The 12,127-nt window shown below is 66.4% G+C and carries 12 protein-coding genes; 5 read left to right on the top strand and 7 right to left on the bottom strand.

Annotated elements, in window-relative coordinates:
* Positions 1 to 89: 89 nt before the first annotated feature.
* On the bottom strand, positions 90 to 1,031 hold the full coding sequence (locus AC1DOX_RS11630; RefSeq protein WP_441621308.1) for a TetR/AcrR family transcriptional regulator: 942 nt from the start codon (positions 1,029 to 1,031) through the stop codon (positions 90 to 92).
* A 494-nt stretch (positions 1,032 to 1,525) separates the two neighbouring features.
* Here AC1DOX_RS11630 and AC1DOX_RS11625 point away from each other — a divergent pair, with 494 nt between their 5' ends.
* The 3 genes from AC1DOX_RS11625 (at position 1,526) to AC1DOX_RS11615 (ending at position 4,643) form a co-directional block, all read left to right on the top strand.
* Positions 1,526 to 2,470, top strand: coding sequence for a LysR family transcriptional regulator (locus tag AC1DOX_RS11625; protein ID WP_441621306.1), 945 nt, complete (start codon positions 1,526 to 1,528; stop codon positions 2,468 to 2,470).
* A 197-nt stretch (positions 2,471 to 2,667) separates the two neighbouring features.
* Positions 2,668 to 3,639: a Bug family tripartite tricarboxylate transporter substrate binding protein gene (locus AC1DOX_RS11620; RefSeq protein ID WP_441621304.1), complete on the top strand. Its 972-nt coding sequence runs from the start codon at positions 2,668 to 2,670 to the stop codon at positions 3,637 to 3,639.
* A gap of 29 nt (positions 3,640 to 3,668) precedes the next feature.
* Positions 3,669 to 4,643: a M14 family metallopeptidase gene (locus AC1DOX_RS11615; protein WP_441621302.1), complete on the top strand. Its 975-nt coding sequence runs from the start codon at positions 3,669 to 3,671 to the stop codon at positions 4,641 to 4,643.
* Positions 4,644 to 4,651: 8 nt separating this feature from the next.
* Here the strand turns inward: AC1DOX_RS11615 and AC1DOX_RS11610 are convergent, their stop codons facing one another.
* A complete protein-coding gene (locus AC1DOX_RS11610; RefSeq protein WP_441621300.1) occupies positions 4,652 to 4,900 on the bottom strand; it encodes a hypothetical protein in 249 nt (82 codons plus the stop codon).
* A gap of 72 nt (positions 4,901 to 4,972) precedes the next feature.
* Here AC1DOX_RS11610 and AC1DOX_RS11605 point away from each other — a divergent pair, with 72 nt between their 5' ends.
* Complete coding sequence (locus AC1DOX_RS11605; protein WP_477112360.1) at positions 4,973 to 6,925, top strand: methyl-accepting chemotaxis protein; 1,953 nt, start codon at positions 4,973 to 4,975, stop codon at positions 6,923 to 6,925.
* Positions 6,926 to 7,007: 82 nt separating this feature from the next.
* Here AC1DOX_RS11605 and AC1DOX_RS11600 read toward each other — a convergent pair whose 3' ends face one another.
* From AC1DOX_RS11600 to AC1DOX_RS11590, 3 genes are all read right to left on the bottom strand, one after another.
* Positions 7,008 to 7,598 (bottom strand): Sbal_3080 family lipoprotein, encoded by a 591-nt coding sequence (locus AC1DOX_RS11600; protein ID WP_441621351.1) that lies wholly within the window; start codon positions 7,596 to 7,598, stop codon positions 7,008 to 7,010.
* Between the two features lie 180 nt (positions 7,599 to 7,778).
* On the bottom strand, positions 7,779 to 8,348 hold the full coding sequence (locus tag AC1DOX_RS11595) for an OB-fold putative lipoprotein (protein WP_441621296.1): 570 nt from the start codon (positions 8,346 to 8,348) through the stop codon (positions 7,779 to 7,781).
* A 113-nt stretch (positions 8,349 to 8,461) separates the two neighbouring features.
* A complete protein-coding gene (locus AC1DOX_RS11590; protein WP_441621294.1) occupies positions 8,462 to 9,058 on the bottom strand; it encodes a TetR/AcrR family transcriptional regulator in 597 nt (198 codons plus the stop codon).
* Positions 9,059 to 9,214: 156 nt separating this feature from the next.
* On the opposite strand from AC1DOX_RS11590, the gene AC1DOX_RS11585 reads away from it, so the two are divergent.
* On the top strand, positions 9,215 to 10,141 hold the full coding sequence (locus tag AC1DOX_RS11585; protein ID WP_441621292.1) for a ketopantoate reductase family protein: 927 nt from the start codon (positions 9,215 to 9,217) through the stop codon (positions 10,139 to 10,141).
* A 46-nt stretch (positions 10,142 to 10,187) separates the two neighbouring features.
* On the opposite strand, the gene AC1DOX_RS11580 is transcribed toward AC1DOX_RS11585, so the two are convergent.
* Positions 10,188 to 10,697 carry a hypothetical protein gene (locus tag AC1DOX_RS11580; protein ID WP_441621349.1) on the bottom strand — a complete coding sequence of 170 codons (510 nt, stop codon included), beginning with the start codon at positions 10,695 to 10,697 and terminating at the stop codon, positions 10,188 to 10,190.
* Positions 10,697 to 12,124 (bottom strand): tRNA uridine-5-carboxymethylaminomethyl(34) synthesis GTPase MnmE, encoded by a 1,428-nt coding sequence (mnmE, locus tag AC1DOX_RS11575; protein WP_441621290.1) that lies wholly within the window; start codon positions 12,122 to 12,124, stop codon positions 10,697 to 10,699. The genes AC1DOX_RS11580 and mnmE overlap by 1 nt, the downstream gene beginning before the upstream one ends.
* Between the last annotated feature and the right edge of the window lie 3 nt (positions 12,125 to 12,127).

The raw sequence follows: 12,127 nt of genomic DNA, 5'->3' as shown, positions 1-12,127 counted from the left end.
AAAAGGGCGAAGCTTCGGCTTCGCCCTTTTGCGTTGATGACTTCGGTTATTGGCCGCGCGGCGAGCGGCATGGAGACCGCCGCGCGTGGCTATGTCCTGGAGCGGGTGCGCATCCAGTCGTCGAGCGGATTGCTGGGGAAGGTCGGGCAGTGCTCGCGACGCACGGTCAGGCTGGCAGTGGCCGATCGCGTTGCGCCCTCGTTGCGGACGGTACGCGCACCGCGGCGGGCACGACCCACGACGGCGGCAGTCGCTATCGCTGCCTGGTGCGCTTCGTTCTGCACGGTGTCGGCCAGCGCGGCAATATGGGCCTGATCGTCGGCCTGCTGGGCCTCGCCGATTTCGACCACATCCTGCAGCGCGTCGAGCTGCCGGGTCTCGGGCGCGGGGGCCTTGAGGGCGGCCACCACCATCGACGTCAGATGCGCCAGCAGGTGCGCATCGCTCATATGCCTGCCTTGCGTGAACGTCGGCATGAGGTTGCCGAGTTCATCGCCGGCCAGCACGCCTGCAAGGGCCTTGAGCGCGAAATGCAGGCGCCAGCCCAGTTCCTGGCGAGGCACTTCCGGCAGCGCGCGGGAGAATGCTTCGAAGAAGCGGCCGAACACGGGCGCGTAGTGTCCAATCAGGTAGGACTGAATGAATGGAGAGGTGTCCGAATACACGCGCCCGAGCAGGCGCAGAAACGAGGGGCCGCCGATTTCGGGTTGTCGCGCCATCTGCAGCGCGGGCACAAAGAGTGCCCCCATGACGCGCTCGCAGCAGATCTCGTTGCCAGGCCAACGCGCTTCGCATGCATCGAGCAACGCTAGTCGGCGCGCATTGAGGGGATCCAGCCGGCGGCCAAGCACCGACTGCATCATGATTTCCTTGCTGCGGAAATGGTAGTTGACGGCGGCCAGATTGACGATCGCGCGCGACGTTACCTGCCGCAAGGATGTCCCTTCGTAGCCGACTTCGATGAACAGCTTCTCGGTCGCATCCAGAATCCGCGCCTTGGTATCTCCTGCCGTGCTTTTGCCGGTCTTCATGGGTGTCTCTCGCAAAGTTACCGCTGTGGATCCCTGCAGAACATTCCACGACCGTTTTGCTCCGTGCTCTGTCGGCATACGGATGCTTGAAACAGCTGTACGAAGCCTATCTACGCGCCCGGCCGTTTCACAAGGTGAATATTCGAAGGGTTCTTCTAAATTGCGGGGCCCCGATTGCCCTGCAGAATGCGCGTGAAACCTGTCGCGCGCGGCGGTCTTCGGATGCCCCGACCGACGAGGTCTGACGGGCATCCGTGCCGCACCGCATTTTCCCGCCCTCTCCGCTTCCCACCTCTTCCGCGGGACGCTGGCGTCGTATCACGTCATGATGCGACTGTCCGGCGCGGGGACATTTTGCGCCGTCAACGCAAGGACTGACAACTGAGGGTTCGCCCCGATACGGGTGTGGAAACTGAGCCGTCAAACACTGACGGATTGGCCAGTCGTCTGCGATGACAGCCACGTACAATGTCCCCTCACCGCCCTCCGTCCCCATGCACACCCGTTGGCTTGAAGATTTTGTCTGCCTGGCCCAGGCCGGCAGCCTTGCGCGCGCTGCCGAGTTGCGTAACGTCACGCCGCCAGCATTTGGCCGCCGCATGCAGGCGCTTGAGGTCTGGGCCGGCGCGCCGCTGATCGATCGCAGCGTTTTCCCCGTGCGCCTGACCACCGAGGGGCGGCAGTTTCTCGAAGCCGCCCAATCGGCGCTGCGCACACTCGACGAAGCACGCCTGTCGCTGCGCGCGGCGCATCGCGCCGATGCCAGCACGCTTACCATCGCCACGGGCAAGACGCTCGCCCGATCGATGGTGCCGGCATGGCTGGCCAGCCTGCGCGAGGCGCTGCGCGACGACCCGGCCGGCGCCGGCTTTCGTACGCGGCTGACGACCCATGCCACGCACGATGCGATGGAGATGTTCACCGAGGGCGACGCCGATTTCCTGCTCTGCTACAGCCCGCACGACTTGCCGGTGATGCTCGACGATGCCCGCTACATGTTTCATCCGGTGGGCGTGGAGCGGCTGGTCTGCGTGGCTGCCGCCGATGCGCGCGGCGGTCCCGCGCATCGCCTGCAAGGGCCGAAGGCCGGTACGCGTGCCGCACCGGTGCCGATGATCGCCTATGCCGAGACGCTGACGATGGGCCGGATGGTCAACCAGGAGATTGCGCGCCGCAAGCTTGCCAGCCGCCTCGATGTCATCGCGATCAGCGACTTCGCCGAATCGGTGCATGAGATGGTGCGCCAGAAGATGGGGCTGGCCTGGCTGCCGGCGCGGCTGATTGCCGACGACCTGCATGCGGGCCGCCTCGTGCGTGCTGACGTGCAGGGCGGCGACCCCGCCGACCTGGCGCTGGAAATCCGCCTCTACCGCCCGCGCGCGACGATGCGGCCACTGGCCGAGGCGTTCTGGCGCGCCGCTATCGGCCTCGGCGGCTGACGCTGTTTTCCGCGCTCCGGGCCCTCGCGCTGGTCCGGGCGCGGCACGCCGTGGCGGAGGCCGTTTTTGTGCGCGCCGATGCACCATTGCGGACCATTGCCGAAATGGCAACCCGCGTTGCCAAAGCCGCATGTCGCGGCGGCCCACGCTCTCTACCATCGCCGGACAACATCCACACCACTGCCGGAAGAGAAATCATGAAAACCCTGCTGCGCGCGGCCGTCGCCGCCACCCTGAGCTGTTGTGCACTGGCTGCCACCGCGGCCGGCAACTATCCGACCAAGCCGATCACGCTGGTGGTGGGCTACACGGCGGGCGGTAGCGTGGATCTGGTGGCGCGCACCGTGGCGCCGGAACTGGCCAAACGGCTCGGGCAGAGCGTGGTGATCGAGAACCTCGGCGGAGCCGGTGGCACGATCGGTGCGCAAAAGGTGGTCAAGGCGGACGCCGATGGCTATACGTTGCTGATGGGCTCGGGCAGCGAGGTTTCCATCGCCCGGCTGACCAACTCGGCGGTGCGCTATGACGGCGAGCGCGACCTTGCGCCGATCACTTTTGTCGGCACGCAGCCGATGGTGCTGGTGGGCAAGCTGCAGCTGCCGGCCAAGGACGCGGGCGAGCTGATCGCGCTGGCCAAGGCGCAGCCGGGCAAGCTGTCGTACGCGTCGTCGGGCGTGGGCACGCCGCTAAACCTGGCTGGCGAGCTGATCAAGCAGCAAGGCAAGGTCAATATCACGCACGTGCCGTACAAGGGCGCCTCGGCGATGGCGACCGACCTGCTCGGCGGCCAGATCGACCTGGCCGTCATGGTGCTGTCCTCCGCGCTGCCGCATATCCAGGCTGGCCGCGTGAAGGTCTACGGCGTGACGGAGGCCAAGCGCGCCAGCGTGGCGCCGAACGTGCCGGCCCTGGCGGAAACCCCGGCACTCAAGGGTGTGGACATGGGGGTCTGGTTCGGCCTGATGGCACCGGCCGCGACGCCGCGCCCCGTGATCGATCGCCTCAATACGGAAATGCAGGCCGTGCTGGCCTTGCCGGACGTGCGCAAGAAGCTGGCGGAAGCCGGCGTGGAAGTGGCGCCCGCCAACCCGGCCCAGTTCGGCAGCTTCATCAAGCGCGAAACGAGCCGCTACCGCACGATCGTGCAAGCCGCCGATATCCACGAATAAAGACTAGCGAGCCATACAAGGACGTTTTTATGACGCAGTCGTCTCCTTCCTTCGATGCCTATCCGGTCGAGGTCGGGTTTCCCGACATCCGGCCCCATGCCGAGGGCAACACCGGCATCGCCTACGTGCACACGTTCGACAGCGGCCTGCCGGGCCCGCATGTGATGATCAACGCGCTGACACACGGCAACGAGGTCTGCGGCGCCATTGCCGTGTCCGGCCTGCTGGAGCACGGCCTGCGTCCGCGCCTCGGCCGGCTGACGCTGGCGTTCGCGAACGTCGATGCCTACGCACGCTTTGACGCGGCCCGGCCCGATGCATCGCGCTTCGTCGACCAGGATTTCAACCGCGTCTGGACCGCTGCCGTGCTGGACGACACCACGCAGGATTCGTCCGAACTGCGCCGTGCACGCGCGATGCGTCCCGTCATCGACACCGTGGACCTGCTGCTGGACCTGCACTCGATGCACGAGAAGAGCCGGCCGCTGATCGTGTCGGGTCCGCTCGACAAGGGCATCGCGCTGTCGAAGGCGCTCGGCGCACCGGCGGACATCATCGTCGACGAGGGGCACCCCGAGGGCCGTCGCATGCGCGACTACGCGGACTTTGGCGATCCGGCCAGTCCGCGCAATGCGCTGCTCGTGGAATGCGGCCAGCACTGGGAGACGGGCGCCGTGGATGTGGCGCGCGACTGCACCGCCCGCTTTCTGCTCAACGCGGGCATCGTGGAGGCAGCGGATCTGCCCGCCGGCTGGCTGCGTCCGCTGCCGGCCGCCCAGCGCGTGGTGCGGGTGACCGAGCCCGTGGTGGCTGCCAGCATGGACTTCCGCTTTGCCGGTGCCTACACCGGGCTGGAGACGTTTGCCGAGGCCGGCACCGTGATTGGCTGGCGCGACGGCCAGCCCGTGACGACCCCGTACCCGAACTGCGTGCTCGTGATGCCGTCCCTGCGGCAACTGCGCCCCGGCGTCACCGTGGTTCGCCTGGGGCGGCTGGATAGCTGAGCCGCCAGTCAGCCGATCGTTTTTCCGTGGCGCGCGCCGGCAAGTTGCTCCCTCAAGAAGGACCCCTGGTGCGCCGCCCTTTGGCTGTCGATCGAATTGTCGCAATGTGATGTAAAGCCAACAAAACGCACGAAAGCGTTATCCGCGACTAGATTAAACGCTCCCTGAAATTCAAGCCGGGCCGAAGCGAATCCGTTATCTGCGATGTGACGACTTGCCGAAAGAGCGGGCGTTGCCCATGCGTCCATGAGGTGCATGGAAATGCCACGGAGCGCCCCTTGTCTTCTTACTCTCTATCCCGACCCTCGCCGGTCGGTCGAGCGCGCGCGATTGCTGGCGGCTGGAGCATCGGCACGCGCATCGCGCTGGTCGTGCTCGCCGTCCAGATTGTCGCGTTCGGCGCCTATGCGCTGGCGCTGTCGTTCAGCAGCATGCGCCAGCTCGAGGCGCAGGCGCGTGACGCCATCACCGCCGAAAGCCAGACCTTGCGCGAACTCGTCGGCCAGCTCGACGACACCATGCTGCAGGAGGCGGATCGCTTCATGCTGAGCTTTGCGGCCGTGTTGCCCGGCCCGTACGCGGTGGATGCCTCCCAGACCGTGGAGGTGGCGGGCAAGGCCACGCCGGCCTTCCGCAGCGGCGACGCGGTGCTCAACAACAGCTTCGAGGTGCCGGATCGCTTTTTTGTCACGACCGGTGGCGTGGTCGCCACGGTGTTTGCACGCACCGGTGATGACTACATCCGCGTGACCACCTCCCTCAAGAAGCAGAACGGCGAGCGCGCCGTGGGGACGCTGCTGGACCGGGCCAGCCCGGCGTATGCGGCGGTCTCGTCCGGCAAGTCGTATCGCTCGCTGGCCTGGCTGTTCGGCAAGCCCTACATGAGCAAGTACGAACCCGTGCGCGATGCCGCCGGCAAGATCGTCGGCGCGCTGTATGTTGGCGTGAACGTCGAGTCCGAGCTGGCGATGCTGAAGAACCGCATTCGCCGCAAGACCATCAATGGCGACGGCCATTTCCTGGTGATCGACGCCAAGGCGGGTGCGGACCAGGGCAAGGTGCTGGTCGACCGTAGCGGCAGCGAAGGATCCGTGCAGATCGACGCCAGGGATGCGGACGGCAAGACCTGGGTACGCGACATGATTGCGGCCAGGGATGGGGCGATGGTCGGTACCGTGGCGCTCGGCAACGGCCCCGCCATCGAACGGATGACCGCTTTCGTGACCTACCCCGACTGGCAATGGCTGATTGCCGGCACGGTGCCCATGGCATCGCTGCGCGACGAACTGGTGGCGAGCCGCAATCGCTTCCTGGCCGCCGGGCTGCTGGTGGCGCTGGCGGTATCCGCCGCGTTCTGGTGGCTGCTGCGCCGGATGGTCAGCCAGCCGCTGGCCCATGCGGCGGGTGCGGCATCGCGTCTGGCGTCGGGCGATCTGACTGCCCGGCTGGACAACGCGCGCAACGACGAGATCGGCGCTCTGATGCGGGCGATTGACGGCGTGGGCCAGGGCCTGTCCGACATCGTCGACAAGGTGCGCGGCAGCGTGGGTGCCATTGCTGGCAGCACGAGCCAGATTGCCAGCGGCAATGCGGACCTGTCGGCGCGCACCGCGTCGCAGGCCGGCAGCCTGGAGCGCACCGTGGCGAGCATCGAGCAACTGGCCGCCACCGTGAAGCAGAACGCCGACAACGCCCAGGACGCCAACTCGGCGGTGGCCAGCGCGGCCGACGCGGCACGCGCCGGCGGCAGCACCGTGGGGCGCGTGGTGGATACGATGGCCGATATCCATCGCAACGCACAGCAGGTGGTGGACATCATCGGCATGATCGACGGCATCGCCTTCCAGACCAATATCCTGGCGCTGAACGCCGCCGTGGAAGCCGCCCGCGCGGGCGAGCACGGCCGTGGCTTCGCGGTGGTGGCGGGCGAGGTGCGCAGCCTGGCGCAACGCAGCGCCAACGCGGCCGGCGAGATCAAGCAGTTGATCGAGCGGACGGTGACGGACCTGAAGTCCGGCAACGAGGCCGTGCAGCAGGCGGGTACGGCCATCGACGACATGGTGCGCCGCGTGGAAGGCATTGCCGCGCTGATGAGCGATATCAGCGTTGCCTCGCGCGAACAGTCCCAGGGGCTGGCGCAGGTCAGCAGTGCCGTCGCGGAGATGGATACGACCACGCAGCAGAATGCCGCCCTGGTCGAGGAAGCCGCCGCCGCCGCCGAAAGCCTGCACTATCAGGCGCAGGAACTGAGCCAGGCGGTCGAGGTGTTCAGGCTGGCCTGACGGCTGTCAGGGGGCAGGCGGGCCGGATGCCCGCCTGTGCGAAGCGCGCAGCCGGCGCTCGAGGCGGCGCTCGAGGTGAAGTTCAGGCGGCGGGGGTTTGTGCCGATGCAGGCGCTGGCGTAGCCGGTGCCGCCTGTGCCGGCGCGGGTTGCGGCTTCAGGCCCGGGAACAGCTGGTCGACCAGTTCCTCGATCTTCATGCCGGGCTGGATCAGGTGGCTCAGGTTCACGCCGCCCGCGCTGCGGTTGGCGTTGTAGACGGCCTTGCCGACGCGCTCGCCGTTACGGAAGACCGTGATGTCGGCGGACACCAGGAACGGCGTCAGGAAGGTCTGGCGCTGGGCGGTGTAGGTTGCCGTCATCGGGCACGACGCCACGGAGGCGTACGGCGGCAACATCTTTACCTCGAAGTTGCGTGCGCGCAGCGATGCCGCAAAGTCTTCCAGGTAGGCGTTGCCATTCACCTGGTTGGTGATCACGCAAAACAGCGCGCCGTCGGCGCCGATCATCTGGTTGCCATCCACGCGGAACTGCGCCGGGCCGCCATAGGCACCGGGCTGGTAGCCGGCGATGGGATCGGGCTGGCCCGCGCGGTCGACCGGCGTCACCGCCTGGTAGGTGGAACAGCCAGTGGCCAGCAGGGCCAGCGCGGTGGCAATCGTTGCTCTCTTCATCATGTGTCCTGGATCGCGTCGGCGAGGGCGCCGGCCGCCCGGACTCGGATGAGGGGCGCATTGCCGGCAGCATGCCTGCGTACTGTAGGCGCAGGGATGGCCGGGCAAAGCGGGAAACAGAGGGGAAAAACCGGGCCGTCAGATAAAAAGAGACGATTGCGTGGTATCCGGGGCGCGCATTCAGTTTGCGCCGCCGCGCAGCAGGCAGTCGGCCAGCAGCGGCGTGCCGCCTTCGCCCAAACCTGCGCCGGTGCATTCCACGGCCACCTTCTGTCCGCGCCGGACCATCGTGGCGCGGGCCTCCACCTCGCACGTCCGGCCCGCCGGGCCGCAGATCTGCTGTTGCAGCAGGTCCGCCCGGACCACCTGGCCCGGATCGTTCGTGCGGATTTCCAGGAATACCTTGGCGGCATCGCGCCGGATGCCGCTGGCTACGCCTTCCACGATGAAGTACTTGCCGCGATAGCGGTCATCGGCCGCGCCGGCATTGTCGCGATAGTCGTCCAGCAGCGCGTCGGCGGGATACTGGGGCAGCAGGTCGGCGGAACGGTTCGGATCGATGCTGATCGGGTCCAGCGTACCGTTGCGGGGAATGCCGCGTGGCACGCTGGCCGGCTGTTCCGCCTCGGACGGTGCGGCGGCGGTGTCCACGGGGACGATCTCACCCTTGTCATTGCCGACAAACCACAACATGCCAATAACTACCACGGCGACGATGGCGATGAGGGTTTGCTGGAGACGGGACATCATGGGAGGCGGCTGAGGGCAGGTAAGGCGACGAATGCGACGAATGCGTCGATGAACGACCGGATGCTCTGCGCTACCGGAGGGGGCGTGCAAAGCAAACCGCAAGTGTACCGTGCCTATTTTTCGGCGACATGCGCCAGCAGACTGGACTTCGTCGCCGCCAGCACTTCATTGGACAGCGCCGTGCCCTGCGTGGCCCGCGCCAGGACGATCGCGCCGACCAGCGTGGCCATCTGCGCGATGGCCCCCGCACGGCGATCGTCGGCATCGTCACCCGGCTGGATGCCCTCCAGGATGGCCAGCAGGCTCTCGATTCCGGTCTGGTATGCCGCCCGCACGGGTTTGTCGTCGGACTCCCGCGCCACATCGATGGCCAGCGCGGGTGCAGCGCAGCCCGTACCGGCCGCATTGCGGTTGCGCGCGGAGAGGTAGGCTTCGATCAGGCCGGTCAATGCCGTCGCCTTGTCTGGCGCTTCGTCCACGCGCTTGCGCCAGCGCGCACTGGATTCCTCGAACGCGCGCGTGCAAGCAATGGCTGCGAGTGCGTCCTTCGATTCGAAATGGCCGTAGAAGCCACCGTGCGTCAGCCCTGCGGCGCCCATGAGGTCCGCCACGCTGATGCCGTGGAATCCTTGCTCGCGGAACAACCGGGACGATACCTGCTCAATGATTTCGCGGTTCTTCTCCGCCTCCGCTTTCGATACGCGTGGCATGGTGTGCTCCCGTCCTTCCGACCTGTCTGATGTATGTGCGTCGATGGTCGGCTACATCTTCGTTCAAGTCAACGCGGTAATCATTTCACGGTCTTAATAAAAGTTGATCATCATGTATTATGGGCGCCTGCACTCACCCACCATGCGAGACAACCCATGAAGATCCTTGTCCTTGGCGCAGGCGCCATCGGCGGCTACTACGGTGCCCGGCTCATCGAAGCTGGCGCGGACGTCACGTTTCTCGTCCGCCCGGCGCGTGCGGCGAAGCTGGCGGCGAGCGGCCTGGTGGTGAAAAGTGAGCTGGGCAACTTCGCGCAGCCGGTGAAGACCGTGGACAGCACGACCGTGCGGCCCGACTACGATCTCGTGTTGCTGGCCTGCAAGGGATACGACCTGGAATCGGCGATGGATGCCATCGCACCCGCGATGAACGCGCGCACCGGCGTTCTGCCATTCCTGAATGGCATGTCCGTCTACGACCGGCTCGATGCACGCTTTGGCCGCGCGCGCGTGCTGGGCGGGGTATCGCAGATCGCGACGATGCTCGAGGCCGACGGCACGATCGGTCACTACGGCGCGCTCGACACCGTGATCGTCGGCGCGCGCGATGCCAGCCAGCCGCCGCTGGTGGAAGCGTTCCACGCGCTGATTCGCACCACACCGGGTTCCCGGGCCACTTCCGATGACGTCGAACAGGCGCTTTGGAATAAATGGATGATGATTGCCACCGGCGCGCTGATGACCTGTCTGATGCGTGGCACGGTCGGCGCGATCTGCCGGACCCAGGATGGAAAGGGGTTGATGCGCCGCGCCATGGCCGAGTGCGCCGCCGTTGCCAACGCCGAGGGGCACGCGCTTCCGGATGCGGTGATGGCGCAGATGGAGAAGCGTCTGCTGGACGAAACGCTGGAGTGGTCCGCGTCCATGGCGCGCGATATCGCGCAGCACGCATCGCGACTGGAAGCGGAGAACATCGTCGGCGACCTGGTACGACGCGCGAAAGTGTTCGCAATCGATACGCCGATCGCGCAGGCGGCCTACTGCAACCTGCAGGTGTACGAGGCGCAGCAACAGACGAGGTAAGCGGAAAGGCAAGACGCCAGTTCGGCAGGCCCGCACTGCGCGGGCGCTATGCCACGTAGTTGTCGTCAGACGATCTGGAAATATCACCAAGCGCGGCGACGTACTCGCGGGCCGGATACGGCGCCGGCATACCTTGCTGGCCGAAGAAGGCGTCGCGCACGATATCGCCCTGCTGCTCGATGTTGTACGACGCAAGGGTCTTGCCGGGTTCCAGCGTGTACGCGTACTGGTTGCTGATCAGGAAGTGCCTGATCTGCTGGATGGCGCCGACCAGCAGCACATGGATGCCTTGCTGGTATTGCCAGACGTGGGTCATTTCGTGGATGAACAGTCCCTGCGCGGGCAGGTCGGCCGCGCTGAAATCCGTGTAGTGACGCAGGTTCCTGCCGAGGTAGATTTCCCCGTTCGGCGTGATGATGTAGTTCCCGCCTTGCCAGGGCACGTAGTTCTTGCTGTGGACGCGCACCAGCGTGTAGTCGATGCTGTCGGCAAACATCCGTCGAGCCAGCTCGACCTCGCCCGCCGTCAGCGGGCGTGCCTTGGCGTCCTGGCGCATCACTTGCCGATACAGAACCGCGTGAAGATCGTCCCCAGCAAATCATCACTGGTAAATTCGCCCGTGATGCTGTTGAGGTGATCCTGCGCGAGACGCAGTTCCTCCGCGAACAGGTCCAGCGCCTGCGCCTGCTGCGCCGACCGTTCCGTGGCGACGTCGAGGTGCGATTGCGCGTTGCGAAGCGCGGTCAGATGCCGCTCTCGTGCCAGGAACGTGCCTTCGTTCCCCGATTGCCAGCCAATCAGCCTCAGTAGTTCGCGGCGCATCAGCTCGATGCCGGAGCCCGTGCGCGCGGAGATCCAGATCTCGGTTGGGTTTGGTCCGTTGGCGGCCACCACGTGCGGGCGGTTGCCACCAAACATCGTCTCGCCCGCAGCCGGTGCCAGGTCGATCTTGTTGACCACGCGTACGATCGGCGCACCGGGCGGCAAGTGACCGCTCAAACGGTCGTCGATGTGATCGTCGATCTCCGACAGGCCGTGTTCGATGTAGTCCGTGGCGTCGACCAGATGCAGCACGATGTCCGCGCGACGGATCGCATCCCACGTGCGCTCGATGCCGATGCGCTCCACCTCGTCGACAGCATCGTCGCGCAGGCCGGCGGTGTCGATGATATGCAACGGAATGCCGTCAATCTGGATGGTCTCGCGCACGCGGTCGCGCGTGGTGCCTGCAATCGGCGTGACGATGGCGAGCTCGGCGCCCGCCAGCGCGTTCAGCAGCGACGATTTGCCGACGTTGGGCTGGCCCGCCAGCACCACCGACAAGCCTTCACGCAGCAGCGAGCCCTGCCGCGCCTGCTTGAGGACACCGGCGAGGTCGTGGCGAATGCTGGCCAACTGGCCGCGCGCGTCGGACGCTTCCAGGAAGTCGATCTCTTCTTCCGGAAAATCCAGCGTGGCTTCCACCAGCATGCGCAGGTGGATAACTTTTTCCACCAGGGCGTGAATGGCGTTGGAGAACTCGCCTTCCATCGACCTTGCCGCCGATCGTGCGGCGGCCTCGGTGCTGGCCTCGATCAGGTCGGCGACCGCCTCGGCCTGCGCCAGGTCCAGCTTGTCGTTGAGGAATGCGCGGCGCGTGAACTCGCCGGGCTCCGCGACGCGCAGGCCGATGTCCTTGCCTGCTTCCAGGCAGCGCGCCAGCAGCATCTGCATGACGACCGGGCCGCCGTGGCCTTGCAGTTCCAGGACCTCTTCGCCGGTGTAGGAGTTGGGCGCGGCAAAGTACAGCGCGAGGCCGTGGTCGATCACACCCCCGTGGGCATCGAGAAACGGCAGGTAGGTGGCATGTCGCGGCTTGAGCGCTTGTCCGCAGACGGCGCGCATGACGGCGCTGACATCGGGCCCGGACACGCGCACCACGCCGATGCCGCCACGACCGGGCGCGGTGGCGATCGCGGCAATAGGAAGCTGGGTAGCAGTCATAGG

The organism is Cupriavidus sp. 01L415, assembly GCF_056400065.1.
Note: the sequence above shows the minus strand (reverse complement) of the source record. Positions and strands in the feature narration are given on the sequence as shown.